19 protein-coding genes are annotated in these 20,972 nt (G+C 64.0%); 14 read left to right on the top strand and 5 right to left on the bottom strand.

What is annotated here, in order from left to right:
* The first annotated feature begins 36 nt into the window (after positions 1–36).
* From HWQ56_RS03500 to HWQ56_RS03460, 9 genes are all read left to right on the top strand, one after another.
* Positions 37–954, top strand: coding sequence for a LysR family transcriptional regulator (locus HWQ56_RS03500; protein ID WP_158158263.1), 918 nt, complete (start codon positions 37–39; stop codon positions 952–954).
* Between the two features lie 177 nt (positions 955–1,131).
* On the top strand, positions 1,132–2,523 hold the full coding sequence (locus tag HWQ56_RS03495) for a uracil-xanthine permease family protein (protein WP_158158264.1): 1,392 nt from the start codon (positions 1,132–1,134) through the stop codon (positions 2,521–2,523).
* An 89-nt stretch (positions 2,524–2,612) separates the two neighbouring features.
* Positions 2,613–3,275, top strand: a complete 663-nt coding sequence (locus HWQ56_RS03490; protein WP_158158265.1) for a TetR/AcrR family transcriptional regulator — start codon at positions 2,613–2,615, stop codon at positions 3,273–3,275.
* Between the two features lie 23 nt (positions 3,276–3,298).
* Complete coding sequence (locus HWQ56_RS03485) at positions 3,299–3,892, top strand: IMPACT family protein (RefSeq protein ID WP_176569794.1); 594 nt, start codon at positions 3,299–3,301, stop codon at positions 3,890–3,892.
* 463 nt (positions 3,893–4,355) lie between these two features.
* Positions 4,356–5,903: an ABC transporter ATP-binding protein gene (locus HWQ56_RS03480; protein ID WP_176569793.1), complete on the top strand. Its 1,548-nt coding sequence runs from the start codon at positions 4,356–4,358 to the stop codon at positions 5,901–5,903.
* Positions 5,904–5,914: 11 nt separating this feature from the next.
* Positions 5,915–7,018 carry an ABC transporter permease gene (locus tag HWQ56_RS03475; RefSeq protein ID WP_158158268.1) on the top strand — a complete coding sequence of 368 codons (1,104 nt, stop codon included), beginning with the start codon at positions 5,915–5,917 and terminating at the stop codon, positions 7,016–7,018.
* A complete protein-coding gene (locus tag HWQ56_RS03470) occupies positions 7,018–7,944 on the top strand; it encodes an ABC transporter permease (RefSeq protein ID WP_176569792.1) in 927 nt (308 codons plus the stop codon). Before HWQ56_RS03475 ends, HWQ56_RS03470 begins: the two co-directional genes overlap by 1 nt.
* A gap of 82 nt (positions 7,945–8,026) precedes the next feature.
* Positions 8,027–8,707 (top strand): SDR family oxidoreductase, encoded by a 681-nt coding sequence (locus tag HWQ56_RS03465; RefSeq protein WP_176569791.1) that lies wholly within the window; start codon positions 8,027–8,029, stop codon positions 8,705–8,707.
* A gap of 91 nt (positions 8,708–8,798) precedes the next feature.
* Complete coding sequence (locus tag HWQ56_RS03460; RefSeq protein ID WP_176569790.1) at positions 8,799–10,157, top strand: 8-oxoguanine deaminase; 1,359 nt, start codon at positions 8,799–8,801, stop codon at positions 10,155–10,157.
* Between the two features lie 33 nt (positions 10,158–10,190).
* On the opposite strand, the gene HWQ56_RS03455 is transcribed toward HWQ56_RS03460, so the two are convergent.
* Positions 10,191–11,279 (bottom strand): calcium:cation antiporter, encoded by a 1,089-nt coding sequence (locus HWQ56_RS03455; RefSeq protein ID WP_176569789.1) that lies wholly within the window; start codon positions 11,277–11,279, stop codon positions 10,191–10,193.
* Positions 11,280–11,551: 272 nt separating this feature from the next.
* Here HWQ56_RS03455 and HWQ56_RS03450 point away from each other — a divergent pair, with 272 nt between their 5' ends.
* From HWQ56_RS03450 to HWQ56_RS03440, 3 genes are all read left to right on the top strand, one after another.
* Positions 11,552–12,634, top strand: a complete 1,083-nt coding sequence (locus HWQ56_RS03450) for a BMP family ABC transporter substrate-binding protein (protein WP_158156584.1) — start codon at positions 11,552–11,554, stop codon at positions 12,632–12,634.
* A gap of 45 nt (positions 12,635–12,679) precedes the next feature.
* Complete coding sequence (locus HWQ56_RS03445) at positions 12,680–13,648, top strand: 2-oxoglutarate and iron-dependent oxygenase domain-containing protein (protein WP_176569788.1); 969 nt, start codon at positions 12,680–12,682, stop codon at positions 13,646–13,648.
* A 78-nt stretch (positions 13,649–13,726) separates the two neighbouring features.
* Positions 13,727–14,680 (top strand): adenosine deaminase, encoded by a 954-nt coding sequence (locus HWQ56_RS03440; protein ID WP_158156588.1) that lies wholly within the window; start codon positions 13,727–13,729, stop codon positions 14,678–14,680.
* Positions 14,681–14,741: 61 nt separating this feature from the next.
* Here the strand turns inward: HWQ56_RS03440 and HWQ56_RS03435 are convergent, their stop codons facing one another.
* The 3 genes from HWQ56_RS03435 to HWQ56_RS03425 all read right to left on the bottom strand — a co-directional run bounded on the left by HWQ56_RS03435 (position 14,742) and on the right by HWQ56_RS03425 (position 18,359).
* The gene (locus HWQ56_RS03435; RefSeq protein WP_176569787.1) at positions 14,742–16,112 is read right to left on the bottom strand and encodes an MFS transporter; all 1,371 of its coding nucleotides are present in this window, start codon (positions 16,110–16,112) and stop codon (positions 14,742–14,744) included.
* A gap of 133 nt (positions 16,113–16,245) precedes the next feature.
* A complete protein-coding gene (locus tag HWQ56_RS03430; protein ID WP_158157910.1) occupies positions 16,246–16,962 on the bottom strand; it encodes an ArsR/SmtB family transcription factor in 717 nt (238 codons plus the stop codon).
* 482 nt (positions 16,963–17,444) lie between these two features.
* Positions 17,445–18,359 carry a LysR family transcriptional regulator gene (locus tag HWQ56_RS03425; RefSeq protein WP_158157909.1) on the bottom strand — a complete coding sequence of 305 codons (915 nt, stop codon included), beginning with the start codon at positions 18,357–18,359 and terminating at the stop codon, positions 17,445–17,447.
* Positions 18,360–18,468: 109 nt separating this feature from the next.
* Here HWQ56_RS03425 and HWQ56_RS03420 point away from each other — a divergent pair, with 109 nt between their 5' ends.
* Complete coding sequence (locus HWQ56_RS03420) at positions 18,469–19,482, top strand: zinc-binding alcohol dehydrogenase family protein (protein ID WP_176569786.1); 1,014 nt, start codon at positions 18,469–18,471, stop codon at positions 19,480–19,482.
* 115 nt (positions 19,483–19,597) lie between these two features.
* Positions 19,598–19,777, top strand: a complete 180-nt coding sequence (locus HWQ56_RS03415) for a hypothetical protein (protein ID WP_158157907.1) — start codon at positions 19,598–19,600, stop codon at positions 19,775–19,777.
* Here the strand turns inward: HWQ56_RS03415 and HWQ56_RS03410 are convergent.
* The gene (locus HWQ56_RS03410) at positions 19,771–20,955 is read right to left on the bottom strand and encodes a multidrug effflux MFS transporter (protein WP_158157906.1); all 1,185 of its coding nucleotides are present in this window, start codon (positions 20,953–20,955) and stop codon (positions 19,771–19,773) included. The two genes, HWQ56_RS03415 and HWQ56_RS03410, sit on opposite strands and share 7 nt — an antisense overlap.
* Positions 20,956–20,972 lie beyond the last annotated feature (17 nt).

The following is a 20,972-nucleotide window of genomic DNA, read 5'->3' as shown; positions in this document are numbered from 1 at the left end:
AACTCTTCTAATCTTTGGTTAGGCGATGACTAAACTATGAGCCGACGTCCCGATCCCCTGGCCCAAGTCAGCGATTTCGATATTCGCCTGCTGAAGATTTACCGCAGCGTGGTGGAATGCGGCGGTTTCTCGGCCGCCGAGAACGTGCTGGGCATTGGCCGCTCGGCCATTAGCCAGCAGATGAGCGACCTGGAGCAGCGCCTTGGCCTGCGCCTGTGCCAGCGTGGCCGTGCCGGTTTTTCCCTGACCGAGGAAGGCCGCGAGGTGTACCACTCGGCGTTGCAACTGCTCAGTGCCATCGAGAGCTTCCGCACCGAAGTGAACGGCCTGCACCAGCACCTGCGGGGTGAACTGAACATCGGCCTGACCGATAACCTGGTCACCCTGCCGCACATGCGCATCACCCATGCGCTGGCCCAGCTCAAGGACCGCGGCCCCGACGTGCGCATCCAAATCCGCATGATCGCGCCCAGCCAGGTGGAGCAAGGCGTGTTGGACGGCAGCCTGCACGTAGGCGTGGTCCCCCAGGCCAGCCCGCTGTCGGGGTTGGAGTACGCGCCGTTGTATAGCGAACGTTCGCTGCTGTACTGCGCTGTCGGCCACCCGCTGTTCTACGCATCCGATGCCGAGCTGGACGATGAGCGCCTGAACCAGCAGGACGCCATCGCTCCTACCTTCCGCTTGCCGGCGGAGATACAGGCCCACTACCAGGCGCTGCACTGTACCGCCAGTGCATCGGACCGCGAGGGCATGGCGTTCCTGATCCTGACGGGGCGCTTCATTGGCTACCTGCCCGACCACTACGCCAGCTTCTGGGTGCAGCAGGGGCGCTTGCGCGCCTTGAAACCCGTCGAGCGTTTCTATGACCTGAGCCTGTCCTGGGTCACCCGCAAAGGCAGGCGCCCACATTTGGTGCTGGAAAGCTTTCTGGAGAGTCTGGCGGCTACACGCTAGTGCACCCAAGGCGCGCTGGGCACCCGCCGTGCCTCAAGGCACAGCATGATAAAAATCCGTCAATCCATTGATCTGCAAGGGCTGTAGGTCAAACGCACATTTCAAACCTGAGCAGTTGGACAGCTTTTTGCAACAGGGAATGTCACCTGATACACGACCCTGTGCCGAGAGCCTCCCATGTCACCAGAATCATCGTCGCCCAACGAACTGATCTACGGCCTCAACGACCGCCCCAACCCCATGGCCGCCGTGCTTGCCGCGCTGCAACATGTACTGGCCAGCTTCGTGGGCATCATCACCCCGCCGCTGATCATCGGTTCGGCCCTGGGCCTGACCGAACACCTGCCCTACCTCATCAGCATGGCGTTGATGGTCTCGGGCATCGGTACCTTCATTCAGGCCCGCCGACCCTTCGGCATCGGCGCTGGCATGATCTGCCTGCAGGGCACCAGCTTCGCCTTCCTGGGTGCCGTGTTGTCCGCCGGGTTCATGGTCAAGCAACGTGGCGGCAGCCCGGAAGACATCATGGCGATGATTTTCGGTGTGTGCTTCTTCGGCGCGGCGGTGCAGATCGTGCTCAGCCGCTTCATCGGCCAATTGCGCCGGGTGATCACGCCGCTGGTGACCGGCATCGTCATTACCCTGATCGGCATCAGCCTGATCAAGGTGGGCATGACCGACCTGGGCGGCGGCTTTAACGCGCCGGACTATGGCGCCCCCGGCAACCTGGCGCTGGGCGCGTTCGTGTTGCTGGTGATCATTTTGCTCAACCGCTCCAGTACCCCGTGGGTGCGGCTGTCGGCGATCATTATCGGCCTGGCGGTGGGCTGCATCGCCGCCTGGTTCAGTGGCAAGCTGGTGCCCCAGGCCCTGCCCGCCCTGCCGCTGGTGAGCCTGCCGGTGCCCTTCAAATTCGGTTTCAGTTTCGACTGGGCAGCCTTCTTTCCGGTGGCCCTGATCTACCTGATCAGCACCATCGAGACCGTAGGCGACCTGACCGCCAACTGCATGCTCTCGCGCCAGCCCATCAGCGGCCCCGGCTATATCAACCGGCTCAGGGGCGGTGTGCTGGGTGACGGTGTCAGCTGCATGCTGGCCGCGACCTTCAGCGCCTTTCCCAACACCACCTTTGCCCAGAACAATGGCGTGATCCAGCTCACCGGGGTGGCCAGCCGCTACGTGGGCCTGTACATCGGCGCGATTCTGTTCCTGCTGGGCCTGGTGCCGGTGATCGGCGCGGTGCTGCAACAGATCCCCAAACCGGTGCTGGGCGGCGCTACCTTGGTGATGTTCGGCAGTGTCGCTGCCGCCGGCGTGCGCATTCTGGCCCAGGGCCCGCTGGACCGGCGCAACATGCTGATCATCGCCACCTCGTTCGGCGTAGGCCTGGGCGTGGCCGCGCAACCGACCCTGCTGCACCTGCTGCCCAAACTGGTACAGAACCTGTTCGACTCGGCCATCACCAGCGGCGGCATCACGGCCTTGGTGATGTGCCTGCTGCTGCCGGAGGGAAAGCCTGAGGCGAGCGCGCCTCGCGTGGAAAGCGAGCCGGTTGAAACTCACGTTTGAAGGTTTTCCCCCGCGGGCCTTGTCGGATTCGTGTGGGTGCGTTATCAACGCACCACGATGCACCCACACGATCTGTTCGGAACCGCCCCATGACCCTTGACGTTCCCGCGCACAGCGCCCATGCCTCCGGCAAACCTGCCAGCCGTATTCGTCAGAAAAACGAAGAAACCATTATCAAGGCCGCTGAGGACGAGTTCGCCCGCCACGGGTTCAAGGGCACCAGCATGAACACCATCGCCCTCAACGCCGGGCTGCCCAAGGCCAACCTGCATTACTACTTCACCAACAAGCTGGGCCTGTACATCGCCGTGCTGAGCAACATCCTGGAATTGTGGGACAGCACCTTCAACACCCTCACCGTGGACGATGACCCGGCCCAGGCGCTGACCCGCTACATCCGCGCCAAGATGGAATTCTCCCGGCGCCAGCCCCAGGCGTCGCGTATCTTCGCCATGGAGATCATCAGTGGCGGGCATTGCCTGAACGAATACTTCAACCAGGACTACCGCGCCTGGTTCCAGGGCCGCGCGGGGGTGTTCCAGGCCTGGATAGACGCCGGCAAGATGGACCCCGTCGACCCGGTACACCTGATTTTCCTGCTGTGGGGCAGCACCCAGCATTACGCTGACTTCGCCACGCAGATCTGCCGTGTCACCGGGCGTACGCGCCTGACCAAACAGGATTTCGAGGAAGCCGGCGAGCAACTGAGCCGTATAATCCTCAAAGGCTGTGGCCTTACCCCTGTTCAATGACTGTTTGCACGGACCTGCCCTGAATGCCCTCTACCCTGCTGGGCCCTTGCGAATTTCGTGAAGAAATCCGCAAGAGCCGCTTCATTACCCTCGCCGCTCCCATCGGCAGCGTCGCCGACGCCCAGACGTTCATCGACCAGCACAGCGTGCCCGACGCTACCCACAATTGCTGGGCGTGGAAACTGGGCGAACAGTACCGCAGCAATGATGACGGCGAACCCGGCGGCACCGCGGGGCGGCCGATATTGGCGGCCATTGAAGCGCAGGACTGCGATCAGGTCGTGGTGCTGGTCATTCGTTGGTACGGCGGCATTCAACTGGGCACCGGCGGCTTGGCCCGGGCGTATGGCGGCGGCGCCAACAAATGCCTGCAACAGGCCGAGAAACGCGTGCTGGTCAGCCGCATCCCGTTGAGTTGTTCGTGCGCGTTCAGTGAGCTGGCGCTGGTGAAGTTGCGGGTGGCGGAACTGGATGGGTTGGTGGTGAGCGAAGACTTCACCGCCAACGGGGTGGATGTGCAGTTGGCCTTGGGGCGCGAGCATGTGCCCCAGTTGCAACAGGCGCTGGCGGACCTGAGCCGCGGGCGGATTTTGCTGGAAACGACTGAGTCCCCCTGACCGCGTAAGTTGCCCACATCTACTGTGCACCCGGCTGTGGATAAGCTCTGCGCAAGCCCCGCCAGCCCACGCAGATCAAGGCCTTCAGGGAGTTGATCAGTTTTTGACCATACGCGTTGTCCACAGGTGAAACGAACGCCGGATCAAGTACTTATACACAGATAGCACCATTCGAAGATACGGAGGGGCGCGTTATACCCGGCCTTCGGCGTTTCGCACAAAAACGGTGGAGCAATCTGTGGATAACCCGTGCAAGCCTGCACCCGCCGCTGGCTGCACCGTACTCTCAGGCAATTGATCATTTTTTGACCAGCACCCTTCTGAGGCGAACTCGCCATGCGCCGCCCAGCGTTGGTGCCCTGCAATACCCCGCCGCACACCGCAAAGGCCCTGCCCTGCATTTCCTGACCCACTGGCCAGGAAATTGCTTAAGCAGGCACGTCCCTTTGCAACCGAGGCTGTCATGCCCAACCCTGCGAACACCCCGCGCCTGCAATTGCGCGCCATCACCAAGCGCTACCCTGGCTGCCTGGCCAACGACCAGGTCGACCTGAGCCTGCAACCCGGTGAAATTCGTGCGCTGCTCGGCGAGAACGGTGCCGGCAAAAGCACCCTGATGAAGATCATCTACGGCGTTACCCAGGCCGACAGCGGCAGTGTGCTGTGGCAAGGCCAGGCCGTGCACCTGCGCAACCCCGGCCAGGCCCGGCAATTGGGCATCGGCATGGTGTTCCAGCATTTTTCCCTGTTCGAAACCCTGACCGTGGCGCAGAACATCGCCCTGGCCATGGGGCCAGGGCAGACGCCGGCGCAACTGGAGCCCCGCATTCGCGAGGTCTCGGCGCGCTACGGCATGCCGCTTGAGCCAGACCGCCTGGTGCACAGCCTGTCCATCGGCGAGCGTCAGCGGGTGGAGATCGTACGTTGCCTGATGCAAGACATTCGCTTGCTGATTCTCGATGAACCGACCTCGGTGCTGACACCCCAGGAAGCTGACGATCTGTTCGTGACCCTGCGCCGCCTGGCCAGCGAAGGCTGCAGCATTCTGTTCATCAGCCACAAACTGGGCGAAGTGCGCGCCTTGTGTCACAGCGCCACGGTCCTGCGCGGTGGGCGCGTATCCGGCCATTGCGTGCCGGCTGACTGCACGGACCTGGAACTGGCGCGGCTGATGGTAGGCGATGCCGAAGGCCTCGTAGCGCATTACCCGAAGGCGCAAGGCGGTGCGCCGTTCCTGCAGGTGGCAGGGCTGGACTGGGCCAACCCCGACCCGTTCGGTTGTTCACTGCGCCAATTGGACTTGCAGGTGAACAGTGGCGAGATCGTCGGTATCGCCGGCGTGGCCGGCAACGGCCAGGATGAACTGCTGGCCCTGCTCAGCGGTGAACAGCGGGCGCCAGCGCCTGCCAGCATCCGGTTCGCCGGCCAGCCCGTGGGGCACCTGCGCCCGGACCAGCGCCGCGCCCAGGGGTTGGCATTCGTGCCAGCCGAGCGCCTGGGCCACGGCGCGGTGCCGGAAATGAGCCTGGCCGACAACGCCCTGCTTACCGCTTTCCAGCAAGGGCTGGTGGCCAAGGGCATGGTGCGCACCCGCAAGGTGCTGGCCTTGGCCGACGAGATCATTCGTCGCTTTGCGGTAAAGACGCCTGACGCCCAGGCCCCTGCCCGCAGCCTGTCAGGCGGCAACCTGCAGAAATTCATCCTGGGCCGCGAAATTCTCCAGCAGCCGAAATTGCTAGTGGCCGCCCACCCGACCTGGGGCGTGGACGTGGGCGCCGCCGCCACCATTCACCGCGCACTGATTGCCCTGCGCGATGCCGGCGCGGCGATCCTGGTGATTTCCGAAGACCTGGACGAACTGTTCCAGATCAGCGACCGCCTGGGCGCACTTAGCGGCGGCCGCCTCAGCCCCTTGCAAGCCACCGCCGCCACTACCCAAGTGGAGTTGGGCGGCTGGATGGCTGGGCGCTTTGCCGACACCTCTACCCCCACGCCTGCCCTGGCCGGTTAACGGAGCTTTCCATGTTGCTTTCCCTCGAACCCCGCGGCCAGCAGTCGCGCCTGATGCTCTGGTGCTCGCCGCTGCTGGCCGCGCTGCTGACCCTGGTGTGCGGCTCGCTGCTATTCATTGCCCTTGGGCATGAGCCGCTGCCTACCCTGCACACCTTGCTGATCGAACCGATCAGTGACCTGTACGGCGTCAGCGAACTGTTGGTCAAGGCCTTGCCGATCCTGATGTGTGCCCTGGGCCTGGCCGTGGTGTACCAGGCACGTATCTGGAACATCGGTGCCGAAGGCCAGCTGCTGATCGGCGCCTTGGGCGGCAGCGCCCTGGCGGTGAATATCATCGGCATGGACAGCCGCTGGGCGCTGGTGATGGTGCTGGTGGCCGGCACCCTCGCCGGGGCCGCGTGGGCTGGACTGACAGCCTGGTTGCGCACCCATTTCAACGCCAATGAAATCCTTACCAGCATCATGCTCAACTACATCGCCCTGAACCTGTTGCTGTATTTCGTGCACGGTCCATTGCGCGACCCGGCCGGCTTCAACTTCCCGCAGTCAGCCATGTTCGGCGATGCCAGCCGTCTGCCGCTGGTATTCGAAGGCGGGCGCCTGCACGCCGGCCTGTACTTCGCCCTGCTGGCCCTGGTGGCGGTGTGGGTACTGTTGCAAAAAAGCTTCGTCGGTTTTCAGATCAAGGTGCTGGGCCTGGACCAGCGTGCCGCCGGTTTCGTCGGCTTTCGCGAAAAGCGCCTGGTGTGGCTCGCCCTGTTGATCAGCGGTGCGCTGGCGGGGCTGGCAGGTGTGTGCGAAGTCACCGGCCCCATTGGCCAGCTGGTGCCCCAGGTCTCACCCGGTTACGGCTACGCCGCCATCACCGTGGCCTTTCTGGGCCGCCTGAACCCCATTGGCATTGTGTTCTCCAGCCTGTTGATGGCCCTGCTGTACCTGGGTGGCGAAAACGCCCAGATGGCCATGAACCTGCCCCAGGCCATTACCCAGTTGTTCCAGGGCATGATGCTGTTCTTCCTGCTGGCCTGTGACGTGCTGATCCTTTATCGCCCCCGCCTGAAGCTGCGCTGGGCCCGCCGTACCACTGCGGTCGCGACCGCTGGAGCGCTGTGATGGATATCGACCTGCTGAGCAATATTCTCTTCGCCATGGTGCGCTGCGGCACGCCGCTGCTGTTGGTGGCGTTGGGTGAACTGGTGTGCGAGAAGAGCGGCGTACTCAACCTGGGCCAGGAAGGCATGATGCTGTTCGGCGCGGTGGTGGGTTTCATCGTCGCCTTCAGCAGCGGCAACCTGTGGCTGGGCGTGGTACTGGCGATGGTCGCCGGCATGCTGCTGTCTTCACTGTTCGCCCTGGTGGCGCTGGTGTTCAATGCCAACCAGGTGGCCACGGGGCTGGCGTTGACCATCTTCGGCGTGGGCCTGTCGACGTTCGTGGGGGCGGCCTGGGTGGGCAAGCCGCTGACCGGTTTCGAACCGGTGGCCATCCCCGTGCTCAGCAGCATCCCGCTGCTGGGCCGCATGCTGTTTACCCAGGATGTGCTGGTGTACCTGTCGTTCGCCCTGTTCGCGCTGGTGGCCTGGGTCGTGCTCAAAAGCCGGGTGGGGCTGATCGTCCAGGCGGTGGGCGAAAACCCTGACGCCGCCAGCGCCATGGGCCTGCCGGTGCTGCGGGTACGTACCCTGGCGGTGTTGTTCGGCGGGGCCATGGCGGGGTTGGCGGGGGCTTACCTGTCGCTGGCCTACACGCCCATGTGGGCGGAGAACATGAGCGCCGGCCGTGGCTGGATCGCCCTGGCGCTGGTGGTGTTCGCCAGTTGGCGGGTATGGCGGGTGCTGCTGGGGGCCTACCTGTTTGGTCTGGCCAGCATCCTGCACCTGGTGGCGCAAGGCATCGGTCTGTCGATACCCTCCAACCTGCTGGCGATGCTGCCGTATGTGGCCACCATCGTGGTATTGGTGCTGCTGTCACGCGATGCGGTACGCACGCGGCTGTATGCACCTGTGTCGCTGGGCCAGCCGTGGCAGCCCGGGCATTGAGCTTCGCCGGTCCTGCAAGGGTCCACAGAGCGCCAGCAGTAGGGGTATGCTGGTGCTCTTTGCCTGCCAAGGAACCTCAATCATGAGCAAGAACGCATTGATCATCGGCGCGTCCCGCGGCCTGGGCCTGGGGCTGGTACAACGCCTGCAGGAAGACGGCTGGAACGTCACCGCCACGGTGCGCAACCTGCACGCCGCCGACGCCCTGCGCGCGGTGCCCGGGGTACGCATCGAGAAACTGGACATGGATGATGCCGGGCAACTGGCAGCCTTGAGCCAGACGCTGAAGGGCGAGACCTTCGACCTGCTGTTCGTCAACGCCGGGGTCAAGGGCCCCGCCGACCAGAGCGCGGACAAGGTCAGCCCAGAAGACATCGGCGCGCTGTTCTACACCAATGCCGTGGCGCCGATTCGCCTGGCGCGACACCTCAGCGCCCAGGTAAACCCCAAGGGTGGCGTGATCGCCTTCATGAGTTCGGTACTGGGCAGCGTGACCATCCCCGATGCCGCCGACCTGGCGCTGTACAAAGCCAGCAAGGCCGCGCTGAATTCCATGACCAGCACCTTCGTCAGCACCCTGGGCGACACCACGCTGACCGTGCTCAGCCTGCACCCGGGCTGGGTGAAGACCGACATGGGCGGCGAAGGCGCCGACCTGGATGTGGAAACCAGCACCCGCGGCCTGATCGACCAGGTCAACGCGTACGCCGGCAAGGGCGGCCACCACTTCGTGAACTATCGCGGCGAGACCATCCCTTGGTAGTATGCCCACGCGCCTGACGGCGCCCCTGGATCAGCAGACAGGGCAATCACTGAGCTGGCTAACCTCAACGTACTTTCAGAGGAGCCGGCTCATGCCCGCACCCCGTATCTGGATCAAGAACCCCCTGGCCCTGTTCACCGGCAATGACCTCGACGGTCGCGGCGGCCTGGTGCTGCACGACGGCCTGATCAGCGAAGTGCTCGCCGCCGGGCAACAGCCCGCGCAACCCTGCGAGCAGGTCTTCGATGCCCGCGACCACGTGGTGCTGCCGGGACTCATCAACACCCACCATCACTTCTACCAGACCCTCACCCGTGCCTGGGCGCCGGTGGTCAACGAACCGTTGTTTCCGTGGCTGAAAACCCTGTACCCGGTATGGGCGCGGTTGACCCCGGAAAAACTGGCCCTGGCCAGCAAGGTCGCCCTGGCCGAACTGCTGCTGTCGGGCTGCACCACCGCGGCCGACCACCATTACCTGTTCCCCGACGGCCTGGAACAGGCCATCGACGTGCAGGTGGAAGTGGTACGCGAACTGGGCATGCGCGCCATGCTCACCCGCGGTTCCATGAGCCTGGGGGAGGCCGACGGTGGCTTGCCGCCGCAACAGACCGTGCAGCAGGGCGAAGTGATTCTGGCCGATAGCCAGCGGCTGGTTGAGCGCTACCACCAGCGCGGCCCCGGCGCGCAAATTCAGATAGCCCTGGCGCCCTGCTCACCGTTTTCGGTCACGCCCCAGATCATGCGTGCCAGCGCGGCCATGGCCGAACAATTGGATGTGCGCCTGCACACGCACCTGGCCGAGACCCTGGACGAGGAAGACTTCTGCCTGCAACGCTTCGGCCTGCGCACGGTGGACTACCTGGACAGCGTCGGTTGGCTGGGGCCCCGCACCTGGCTGGCCCACGGCATTCACTTCAACCCCGATGAAATCGCCCGCCTGGGCGCCGCCGGTACCGGCATCTGCCACTGCCCCACTTCCAACATGCGCCTGGCCTCGGGCATCTGCCCTACCGAAGACCTGCTGGCCGCTGGCGCGCCGGTCGGCCTTGGCGTGGATGGCTCGGCGTCCAATGATGCGTCGAACATGATCCTGGAAGCCCGCCAGGCCCTGTACCTGCAACGGTTGCGCTATGGCGCCAAGGCCGTTACCCCGGAAAAAGTACTGGGCTGGGCAACACGTGGCTCGGCACGGCTGCTGGGCCGCGATGACATCGGCGAACTGGCGGTGGGCAAGCAGGCCGACCTGGCGCTGTTCAAGCTGGATGAGCTGCGCTTCTCCGGCAGCCATGACCCGCTGAGCGCCCTGTTGCTGTGCGGTGCCGACAAGGCCGACCGGGTGATGGTGGGCGGCCAGTGGCGGGTGGTGGATGGCCAGGTGGAAGGCCTGGACGTGCAAGGCCTGATCGCCGAACACCGCCAGGCGGCCAGGGCACTCGTCACCCCCCTGTGAGCCCACGGCCCCCAGGTGGCTGGCGAAGATGATCTACAGCCCCAGGCACGCCAGCATGATGAAGGTGGCGAACAGCACGAAGTGCGTCATGCCTTCGATGGCGTTGGTTTCGCCGTCGTTGAGGTTGATGGCGCTGACGATCAGGGTTAGCGCCACCATCACCGTCTGCACCGGGGTCATGGCCATCTGGAACGGCTGGCCGGTGTACAAGGCCATGGCCTCCATCACCGGTACCGTCAGAATCACCGTCGACAACGAGGCCCCCAGCGCCACGTTCACCGTGGACTGCATGCGGTTGGCAAGGGCCGCGCGCAGGGCGGTCAGAATTTCCGGGGCCGCCGAGATGGCCGCGACGATGATGGCCATCAACACCGGCGGTGCGCCGCTGCCTTCCAGGCCGTAGTCCAGGGTCTTGGACATGACCTCGGCCAAGGCGCCGATCACCAGCACCCCGAACACCAGCGTGCCGACCGACAGCGGCAGGTTCACCGCAGGCGCCTGTGTCCCGTCGTTTTGCCGGCGCTTCTTTTTCGGGTAGCTGTAGCTGAAAAAATAACTGTGCGGCCCCACCTGCATGCGCAGGAACAAGGTATAGAGCATCACGGTGGCGAAAATGGTGAAGCCCGAATACAGCTTCCAGTCACCCTGGGGAATGAACTCCGGCACCACCATGGACACGCCCATGGCGGTCATGATCATTACGCCGTAGGAGCGCGCCGAATCATCGTTGTAGACCTGTTCGCCATGCTTGATGCCGCCCATCAGCGCCGACAGTCCGAGAATGCCGTTGATGTCCAGCATCACGGCCGAATAAATGGTGTCGCGCACAAGCGTCGGCGAGGCTTCGTTGCTCATCATGATCGCCAGGATCACCACTTCCACCAACACGGCCGACAGCGTCAGGATCATGGTGCCGTAGGGGTCGCCGACCTTCTCGGCCAGCAGTTCCGCGTGCTGGGCCACTTGCACCGAGGCGCAGACAATCGCCGCGACCAGCACCACGCCCGCCAGCAAGGCGATACCGTGGCCATGGCCAACCAATTGCGGCTCCAGCGGGTAGGCCGCGCACGTGACGATCAACGCCAGCAGCAGGTATTTCTCTTGCTTGAATAAAGTCAGCATCAGGGCGCTCAGGGTTTCAACCGTTGAGCTAGTGACTGTAGACCGGGGCAGATGGTTTCCCCCGCACCAGCACAAAGCAGTTCCCAGGCCCCTGCACCGAAGTGGGAGCAGCGCAGAACCGCTGGCACCTGCGTTGCCAGCGAGCCAACCAATCCCGGGCGGGTTCCGCCAGGCCAGCCCGTGCAAATACCCGCAATGTTGTCCTGTTGGTCAATTATTTGCATTGCCCCTCGAGCCGTTCCACACCACAACAACATGGAGCTCGAACACACATGCAAAAACGCCCGTTGAAGACACTGATGGCCACCCTCGCCGCCGCCGTTGGCCTGGCGACCAGCCTGGCCGCCAGCGCCGCCGACCCGCTGAAAATCGGATTTGTGTACGTGGGCCCCATCGGCGACCACGGCTGGACCTACCAGCACGAACTGGCGCGCCAGCAACTGGCAGCGCAGATGGGCGACAAGATCAGCACCAGCTACGTGGAAAACGTGCCTGAAGGCGCCGATGCCGAGCGGGTGATCCGCAACATGGCCAAGGACAAGTACGACCTGATCTTCAGCACCTCGTTCGGCTACATGAACCCCACCGCCAAGGTGGCCCAGCAATTTCCCAATGTGGTCTTCGAGCACGCCACTGGCTACAAGCAGGGCAAGAACCTGGGCACCTACCTGGCGCGCACCTATGAAGGCCGCTACGTGGGCGGCTTCCTGGCGGCGAAAATGACCAAGACCAAGAAGATCGGCTACGTCGCCTCCTTCCCTATTCCCGAAGTGATCCGCGACATCGACGCCATTCAACTGGCCTTGAACAAGTACAACCCCGGGACCGAACTGAAAGTGGTATGGGTCAACTCCTGGTTCGACCCAGGCAAGGAGTCCGACGCCGCAAACGCCCTGATCGACCAGGGCGCCGACGTGATCTTCCAGCACACCGATAGCCCGGCACCGATCCAGACCGCCGAGCGCCGTGGCGTGTACGCAGTGGGCTACGCCTCGGACATGGCTCACTTCGGGCCCAAGGCGGTGCTGACCTCCATCGTCAACAACTGGACACCTTATTACACCCAGACCACCCAGCATGTGCTTGACCACACCTGGAAATCCGAGGACTACTGGGGCGGCCTCAAGGACGGCACCGTGGAGCTGCCCATCAGCGATATCGTCCCGGCCGACGTGAAAGCCGAAGCGGAAAAACTCATCGCCAGCATCAAGAGCGGCGAGTTCCAGCCATTTACCGGGCCCATCAAGGACCAGGCCGGCACCGTGAAGATCCCGGCGGGCAGTTCGGCCAGCATCGCTGACCTGGCGGGCATGAACTACTACGTCGAAGGCCTGAGCGCCAAGTTGCCACAATAACAATGCAACGGGCCGCCCTCATGGCGGCCCCACAGGACACTGCTGATGGAATCGCTTCCGATCATCGACATCGCGCCCCTGTACCAGGCTGATCGCCAGGGCTGGCTGACGGTGGCCAACGCCATCGACCATGCCTGCCGGCACTGGGGCTTTTTCTACATCAAGGGCCACCCGATCAGCGCCGAACGCATCGGCCAACTGCAAAGCGCCGCCCAGGCATTCTTCGCCCTGCCCTTGGCCGACAAGCTGAGCATCGACATCACCCAGACCCGCCACCACCGCGGTTATGGCGCCATCGCCACCGAGCAGCTGGACCCCGAGCGGCCCAGCGACCTCAAGGAAACCTTCGACATGGGCCTGCACCTGGCCGCCGAGCACCCGGATGTGCTCGCCGGCAAGCCGCTGCGCGGCCCCAACCGCCACCCTGAACTTCCGGGCTGGCAGGCACTGATGGAGGGGCATTACCGCGACATGCAAGCGCTGGCGCAAACCCTGCTGCGCGCCATCGCCCTGGCCCTGGATATCGAGGAAGATTTCTTCGACCAGCGCTTCAAGGACCCGGTGAGCGTGCTGCGCATGATCCACTACCCGCCGCGCCAGACCGCCAGTTCCGCTGACCAGCAAGGCGCCGGCGCTCATACCGACTATGGCTGCATCACCTTGCTGTACCAGGACAGCGCCGGTGGCCTGCAGGTGCGCAATGTGGACGGCCAGTGGATCGACGCGCCGCCCATCGACGGCACGTTCGTGGTCAACCTCGGCGACATGATGGCGCGCTGGAGCAACGACCAGTATGTGTCCACCCCGCACCGGGTAATCAGCCCCCTAGGCGTGGACCGCTACTCCATGCCGTTCTTCGCCGAACCGCACCCCGACACCCGCATCGAATGCCTGCCAGGCTGCCAGGACATCAGCCGGCCGGCGAAATACCCGCCCACCACCTGCGCAGAATTTCTGCTGTCACGCTTCGCCGATACCTATGCCTACCGGCGCGAACAGGCCGAGGTGATCTGAACCGGCTGGTCAGGTTATCGCTCATGCGGGCGATAACCTCTGTAGAATGCGGCCCATTGCACTTCAAGAGACACCTTTATGTACGATTGGCTCAACGCCCTGCCCAAGGCAGAACTGCACCTTCACCTGGAAGGTTCCCTGGAGCCCGAGCTGCTGTTCGCCCTGGCCGAACGCAACAAGATCGCCCTGCCCTGGAATGATGTGGAAGCCCTGCGCGGCGCCTACGCGTTCAACAACCTGCAGGAATTCCTCGACCTGTACTACCAGGGCGCCGATGTACTGCGCACCGAGCAGGACTTCTACGACCTGACCTGGGCGTACCTGCAGCGCTGCAAGGCGCAGAACGTGATTCACACCGAGCCGTTCTTCGACCCGCAGACCCACACCGACCGCGGCATCGCGTTCGAAGTGGTGTTGAACGGCATCACCCAGGCCCTGAAAGACGGCCACCAGCAACTGGGCGTCAGCAGCGGTCTGATCCTCAGCTTCCTGCGCCACCTGAGCGAGGAAGAAGCCGAGAAAACCCTGGACCAGGCACTGCCATTCCGCGACGCGTTCGTGGCCGTGGGCCTGGACAGCTCGGAAATGGGCCACCCGCCCAGCAAGTTCAAGCGCGTGTTCGACCGCGCCCGTGGCGAAGGCTTCCTGACCGTGGCCCACGCCGGCGAAGAAGGCCCGCCCGAGTACATCTGGGAAGCCCTGGACCTGCTCAAGATCCAGCGGATCGACCACGGCGTGCGCGCCATCGAGGACGAACGCCTGATGCAGCGCATCATCGACGAGCAGATCCCGCTCACCGTGTGCCCGCTGTCCAACACCAAGCTGTGCGTGTTCGACCACATGAGCCAGCACAACATTCTCGACATGCTGGAGCGCGGCGTGAAGGTAACGGTCAACTCCGATGACCCGGCCTACTTCGGCGGCTACGTGACCGAGAACTTCCACGCCCTGTACACCGACCTGGGCATGACCCAGGACCAGGCCCAACGCCTGGCGCAGAACAGCCTGGATGCGCGGCTGGTCAAGCCGTAAGCAGTGCGGCGCCCGGTCCTGGAAATTCAGGCAGGACCGGGCGAAGCTCGGGAACAACCATTCAAGGCTGGGTCAGCTCTTCCAGCGTGCGCCCCCGGGTTTCCACCCCGAACAGCCACACCACCAGCGCCGCCATGGCGAAGCACAACGCCCCCAGGGCAAACACCCCACCCTGCCCCGTCAACGGAAACACCAGCCCCGTCACCATCGGCCCCAACAGCGAGCCCACGCGGCCGATCGCCGACGCAAACCCTGAACCGGTAGCCCGCGATGACGTGGGGTACAGCTCAGGCGTATAGGTGTACAGCACCGCCCACATCCCGAACAGAAAGAACTGCATCAGCAACCCCGAGGCAATCAACAAGCCCACGTTGCCGCCGAACACCGCGCTCTGCCCATATGCGAACGCCATGGCGCCCCCGCCCAGCAAGGTCAGCACGCAGGTCGGCTTGCGTCCCCAACGCTCTACCAGCCAGGCCGCCATCAGAAAGCCGGGTATGCCGCCCAGGGAAATCAGCACGGTGTAATACACCGATTGGGTCACCGCGAACCCTGATTGCTGCAACAGTGCGCCCAGCCAGGATGTAAGGCCGTAGAACCCCAGCAAGGCGAAGAACCACAGGCTCCAGATCATCAGCGTGCGCTGGCGATACACCGGCGACCACAACGCCGCGAAGGCCGCGAAGAAGCCCGTGGGTGCTGCGGCCTGCCGTGCCATGGCCACCGGCTCGGGTAATGGCGCACCACCCAGCGAGCGCTGTACCCGAGCCTCGATACCCGTCAACACCTGGTCCGCCGCAGCATGCTGGCCGGAATGCTCCAGCCAGCGTGGCGACTCGGGAATGAAGAAACGTACTGCCAGCACGAACACGGCCGGTATCGCCAACACCAGGAAAATGGCGCGCCAGCCAATGACCGGCAGCAGGCAATAGGAAAGTACTCCCGCGGCCACGAACCCCAATGGCCAGAAACCGTCCATCAGGGCGATATAGCGCCCCCGTTCGCGGGCCGGAATCAACTCCGACAGCATCGACTGGGCAATCGGAAATTCCATGCCCATGCCGATACCCAGCAGCACCCGAAACATTGTTAGGGTTTCCAGTTGCTGAGCAGTGGAACACAGGTAGCTGGCCAGCCCCCACAATACGATGCTCCACTGGAATACCGGCTTGCGGCCGAAACGGTCGGCCAGCATGCCCGACAGCGAAGCGCCCACGACCATGCCGAAGAAACTGGAGCTGGCCAGTACACCCGCCTGGGCGCTGGTCAGGCCGAACTCGGCTTTGATGGAGCCCAACAGGAACGTCATCATGGCCAGGTCCATGGAGTCGAACAGGAAGGCCAGGGCGATGACGATGAAGATCAGGCGGTGGTAACCACTGACAGGCAGGCGCTCCAGGCGCTCTGCCGCAGTGAAGCCGTGGGTGGGCATAGGCGTATTCCTCGCTAGCAGTGAGCCGTGCCCCGAGTGTGCGGGAATGCCCTGGCCGCCTATGCCTGACAGCGACGCCGCAGCCCCTGTAAACGACGCCGACAGCGCTGGGCCGAGGGCGTCGCCCCGCGGGCTAGACGAGTTCAGGCCGCTCTACCTCCTGGGCGATTTTGCCGATTTCGCGCAAGCCAGCCTGGCTCAGGTGCAGCAGGCGCGACTCATCACTGGTGCGCAGCCAGCCCGATTGCAGGAACAGTGTCAGCAGGCTCGCGCCCAGCGGCCCTCCTATGTGGGGCCTGGCATTGCTCCAGTCGCTGCACGGGCATGCCGCACGCTCCAGGGGGCTTGCCAGTGCCTGAATGTAGATCCCGTGACGCGCCAATTGCTGTGCCCCCTTATGGGTAACTTCCACGCGTTGGTCGTGCTGCTCCACCCAACCGGCGTCGAGAAAACGCTGGAACAGCTCCACCGCCAGTTCGCCCCCCAGGTGGTCGTGGCACAGGCGGGCCTTGCGCATGCCATGGGAAGTCACGGGCAGGCCCGCCACCCCTTGCTCGTCCAGCCCGTCGAAACAGCCGGAACAGACGCTGGCCAGCGCCTCCACTGCGGTGCCGACCTGGGGCGTGGCCAGTTTGAAGAACCGCTTGCGCCCCCTGGGTTCCAGTTTCAACAAGCCGCCGGCCGCCAGGCGCGCCAGGTGAGCGCTGGCTGAAGAAGGGGTCAACCCGGCCAGGGTGGCCAACTCTTCCGACGCCCGCGCGGAGCCATCGATCAGCGCCCAGATCATCGCACTGCGCTTGGGGTCGGCCAGCAACAAAGCGATACGGCTGATGCTCGGTGCATATTCCATGTAATAACTCCCTGTCGAAACATTCGTCTATTTGACCGCTGAGGTCAGCGATCACTAAAACAGCTCCAACGAAAGAGGTTACAAATGCCAAGAACGGGTAACTTTCGCGTAGTATGTTTACCAATTGTTAGCAAACACTATCGACCGATCAAGACAGCCCGCCTGTGACTGCTTGTTCCGGCCACCCGCTTGGTCGGCCGAGGGCTGTCCTCTCTCGGTGGCAATGGCTGCCCTAGGGATTATAAGCGTACGAATTTGCCCAAGTTCGTATCAGCGGCAAAAGGATGGCAGCAGGACGGCAAGGTTTCCCAAGGAGCGCACGGGTGACAGGCGTAATAAATACTTTCAAACTTACTTCAATCGGATCACAAGCGAGTGGAATCAACGCCCGGCCCATGAATGAATTAACCCGATCTTTCTAACACGGTAGTAAATACCTACAACCAACGTAAAAAAAACGGGCAACACAAGTCTGCCGTGAACTACACGCCAGGATAGTCTTTGGACAGTTCAGTACACCCTTTTCTGACTCTTTCGTGTAATACCTTGACCGATTTGCTCAATTGCGCCCGGTGCCCGCACAACAAGTTCAAGGGGGTTCTTTCCCCCGCCAGGTGCGGCATGACCACTTCAAGACGCCCCGCGGTGACATCGTTCGCCACGTCCAACCATGATTTGTAGGCAATGCCCATACCCGCCACGGCCCAGCGCCGCACCACATCGGCGTCGTCGCTGAACCGATCGCCGCGCACCGTCAGGCCCAGCTCCCGGCGGCCATCGCTGAAACGCCAATGCTCATGCACGCGGCCACCCAACATGAACAGCAGGCAATTGTGCTGCGCCAGTTGCTCCACCTGCCGCGGCCGGCCATGGCTCGCCAGGTAGGCCGGTGACGCACACAGCACCCGGCGGTTCTCGGGGCTGACCGGCAGCGCCACCAGGCTGGAGTCTTCGGGCTCGCCGTAGCGCAAGGCAAGGTCCACGGGCTGGCGGAACAGGTCGGCGATGCGGTCCCCCAACAGCAGGCGTACTGACAGATCCGGGTATTGCTGCTGCAAGTCGTCCAGCCAAGGCAACAACACATTGCGGCCAAAGTCCGAGGGCGCCGACAACTGAATGATGCCGCCTGGCTGTTCCTGCCCCCGCGCCAGGATCTGGCGGCCTTCTTCCAGGCTGGCGAGGGCAGTGCGTGCGTATTCCAGAAAGCCTTCGCCTTCGGCCGTCAGGCGCAGGCTACGGGTGGAACGAGCCAGCAGGCGGGCGCCCAGCTGCGCTTCGATACGCTTGAGCGCGGCGCTGGCGACCGCGGGCGAGAGGTCCATGCCGCGGGCTGCGGCGGAGAGGCTGCCGAGGTCGGCGGCGCGAACGAACAACTGCAGGTCATCGAATCGAAGCATGGGCATTATCAAAATAATATTGAAAGAGATTGGGGTTTTAGCCGGTTTTACCTTGGCTGGAAATAGCCAATCATGGGCTCACTGTTTTCACGCCCTTCTGGAGCCCTACATGAAAGCCATCGCCTATTACCAATGCCTGCCTATCACCGACGCAAGCGCCCTGCAGGACGTCGACCTGCCTGCGCCACAACCCGGTCCGCGCGACCTGTTGGTGGAGGTCAAGGCGATCTCCGTCAATCCGGTGGATACCAAAGTGCGGCAGAACGCGGCACCGGAGAACGGCGCGCCCAAGGTACTGGGCTGGGACGTGGCCGGCGTGGTGCAGGCCGTGGGGGCGCAGGTCAGCCTGTTCAAACCCGGTGACCGCGTGTACTACGCCGGCTCCATCGCCCGCGCCGGCGGCAACAGTGAACTGCATGTGGTAGACGAGCGTATCGTTGGGCGCATGCCTGCCAGCCTTGGCTTCGCCGACGCCGCCGCCTTGCCGCTCACGGCCATCACCGCCTGGGAGTTGCTGTTCGAGCGCCTGCAGGTGGCCGAAGGGCGTGCCAGCGAAGGGCAAAGCCTGCTGATTGTCGGTGCCGCCGGCGGCGTCGGCTCGATCCTGACGCAACTGGCACGCCGACTCACCGGCGTGACCGTGATCGGCACCGCCTCGCGGCCGGACACCCAGCAATGGGTGCGCGACCTTGGCGCCCACCACGTCATCGACCACAGCCAGCCGCTGAGTACCGAGCTCAAGCGCCTGGGCCTGGGGCCAGTCACCCATGTGGCGAGCCTGACCCAGACCGACCAGCACCTGGCCGAACTGGTGGAGGCCTTGGTGCCCCAGGGCCGCCTGGCCTTGATCGATGATCCCAAGAGCCTCGACGTCAGCCTGCTCAAGCGCAAGAGCCTGTCGTTGCACTGGGAGTTCATGTACACCCGCTCGCTGTTCGAGACGCCCGACATGATCGAACAGCACCACTTGCTCGACCGCGTGGCCGACCTGGTGGACGCCGGCACCCTGCGCACCACCGTGGGCGAACACTTCGGCCGTATCGACGCGGCCAACCTCAAGCGTGCCCACGCCCTGCTGGAGAGCGGCAAGGCCCGGGGCAAGATCGTGCTTGAAGGGTTCTGAACCCGACCGACGGGCCTGTGCGACCAGGCCCGTCAGACCAAAGGTTGCCCTGGGTCAAGCCGGGTTGGATGGGCAGCGCTACACTTGAGGCCTCTGACCCCCGGAGGAATCAGCCATGAAGATAGTGCTTACGGAACTCGCCAGGGAACACGGCAGCCATTGGCAAGTACGCCTGGACCAGCATGTGGTGACCTTTCGCAGCGAGGCCGAAGCCCGGGCGTTCATCCAGACCCTGGAGTCGCGCCTCGCCGCCCCGCACCGGTTGCCCTACCGCCAGCAACGCGTGGCTCAGTGAGCCAGGCGCGTGCGTCGTACCCACTGCGTCACCTGTGACAACACCACCGCCAGCACGCCACAGCCACTGATCACCAGCGCCATCGGAATGGCGCTACCGTCATAGAGCGCGCCGACCAGGGACGCGGAACCGGCCGCTACGCTGAACTGCAGGCAGCCGAGCAGGGCCGAGGCGCTACCGGCGCGCGCACCCTGGCCATTCATGGCGCACGCCGAGGCGTTCGGAATGATGCAGCCAAGGCTGGCGATGCAGATGAACAATGGAATCAGCAGGGGCCACAGCTGCGCAGGGTGCATCGCGCTGACCGCCAGCAGGCACAGGGCCGCCGCCAGGTACACCCACACCGCGCGGGTGAGCAGGAACACCGGGCCGCGCTTGGCCAGCAGGCGCGCATTCACCTGGGCGACCAGGATGAAGCCTGCCGCGTTGCTGCCGAACAGCCAGCCGTAGTGCTCGGCCGGCACCCCGTACAATTTGATGAACACAAACGGCGAACCCGCCACGTAGGCGAACATGCCGGCCATGGCGATGCCACCGGTCAGGGCGTTGCCCAGGAACATCGGGTCTTTGAACAAGCGCACGTATTGGCCCAGCGCGCCGCTCAGGGGCTGGCGCGGGTGATGCGCCGGCATGCTTTCCGGCAGGCCGAGGAATACCGCCGCGCCGCACAAAGCGCTGAACAGCGTCAACAGGCCGAAGATCCACTGCCAGCCCCAGGTGTTCACCAGCAGGCCGCCCAGCATTGGCGCCAGGATGGGCGCCAGGCCCATCACCAGCATCAATTGCGAGAACACCTTGGCCGAACCCACAGCGTCGCATTTGTCGCTGACGATAGCCCGCGACAGCACCATGCCGGCGCAGCCGCCCAAGGCTTGAACGAAGCGCGCGACGATCAGCGCTTCCAGGTTGGGGGCGAAGGCACAGGCCAGGGAGGCCAGCGTGAAAAGCGCAACCCCGGACAGCAACGGCACGCGACGGCCAAAACGGTCGGCGATCGGGCCATACGCCAACTGCCCGATGGACAGCCCAAGGAAATAGGCCGCCAAGGTCAGCTGAATGTGCTGCTCGTCGGTGCCGAACGCCTTCGCCATGGCCGGGAAGCCTGGCAGGTAGAAGTCGATGGCCAGGGGGCCAAACGCGCTGAGCGCGCCGAGAATGAGGATGGTTCTGAAGTTCATCGGGGGTCCAGTACGGC

It is taken from the genome of Pseudomonas eucalypticola (genome assembly GCF_013374995.1).
In the GTDB taxonomy this organism is placed as follows: domain Bacteria; phylum Pseudomonadota; class Gammaproteobacteria; order Pseudomonadales; family Pseudomonadaceae; genus Aquipseudomonas; species Aquipseudomonas eucalypticola.
The sequence above is the reverse complement of the archived record's forward strand: the minus strand, read 5'-3'. Positions and strand labels throughout refer to the sequence as shown.

Coding starts and splice junctions, on each gene's coding strand:
- HWQ56_RS03500 (WP_158158263.1), top strand. CDS start 37: ATGAGCCGACGTCCCGATCCCCTGGCCCAAGTCAGCGATTTCGATATT.
- HWQ56_RS03495 (WP_158158264.1), top strand. CDS start 1,132: ATGTCACCAGAATCATCGTCGCCCAACGAACTGATCTACGGCCTCAAC.
- HWQ56_RS03490 (WP_158158265.1), top strand. CDS start 2,613: ATGACCCTTGACGTTCCCGCGCACAGCGCCCATGCCTCCGGCAAACCT.
- HWQ56_RS03485 (WP_176569794.1), top strand. CDS start 3,299: ATGCCCTCTACCCTGCTGGGCCCTTGCGAATTTCGTGAAGAAATCCGC.
- HWQ56_RS03480 (WP_176569793.1), top strand. CDS start 4,356: ATGCCCAACCCTGCGAACACCCCGCGCCTGCAATTGCGCGCCATCACC.
- HWQ56_RS03475 (WP_158158268.1), top strand. CDS start 5,915: ATGTTGCTTTCCCTCGAACCCCGCGGCCAGCAGTCGCGCCTGATGCTC.
- HWQ56_RS03470 (WP_176569792.1), top strand. CDS start 7,018: ATGGATATCGACCTGCTGAGCAATATTCTCTTCGCCATGGTGCGCTGC.
- HWQ56_RS03465 (WP_176569791.1), top strand. CDS start 8,027: ATGAGCAAGAACGCATTGATCATCGGCGCGTCCCGCGGCCTGGGCCTG.
- HWQ56_RS03460 (WP_176569790.1), top strand. CDS start 8,799: ATGCCCGCACCCCGTATCTGGATCAAGAACCCCCTGGCCCTGTTCACC.
- HWQ56_RS03455 (WP_176569789.1), bottom strand. CDS start 11,279: ATGCTGACTTTATTCAAGCAAGAGAAATACCTGCTGCTGGCGTTGATC.
- HWQ56_RS03450 (WP_158156584.1), top strand. CDS start 11,552: ATGCAAAAACGCCCGTTGAAGACACTGATGGCCACCCTCGCCGCCGCC.
- HWQ56_RS03445 (WP_176569788.1), top strand. CDS start 12,680: ATGGAATCGCTTCCGATCATCGACATCGCGCCCCTGTACCAGGCTGAT.
- HWQ56_RS03440 (WP_158156588.1), top strand. CDS start 13,727: ATGTACGATTGGCTCAACGCCCTGCCCAAGGCAGAACTGCACCTTCAC.
- HWQ56_RS03435 (WP_176569787.1), bottom strand. CDS start 16,112: ATGCCCACCCACGGCTTCACTGCGGCAGAGCGCCTGGAGCGCCTGCCT.
- HWQ56_RS03430 (WP_158157910.1), bottom strand. CDS start 16,962: ATGGAATATGCACCGAGCATCAGCCGTATCGCTTTGTTGCTGGCCGAC.
- HWQ56_RS03425 (WP_158157909.1), bottom strand. CDS start 18,359: ATGCTTCGATTCGATGACCTGCAGTTGTTCGTTCGCGCCGCCGACCTC.
- HWQ56_RS03420 (WP_176569786.1), top strand. CDS start 18,469: ATGAAAGCCATCGCCTATTACCAATGCCTGCCTATCACCGACGCAAGC.
- HWQ56_RS03415 (WP_158157907.1), top strand. CDS start 19,598: ATGAAGATAGTGCTTACGGAACTCGCCAGGGAACACGGCAGCCATTGG.
- HWQ56_RS03410 (WP_158157906.1), bottom strand. CDS start 20,955: ATGAACTTCAGAACCATCCTCATTCTCGGCGCGCTCAGCGCGTTTGGC.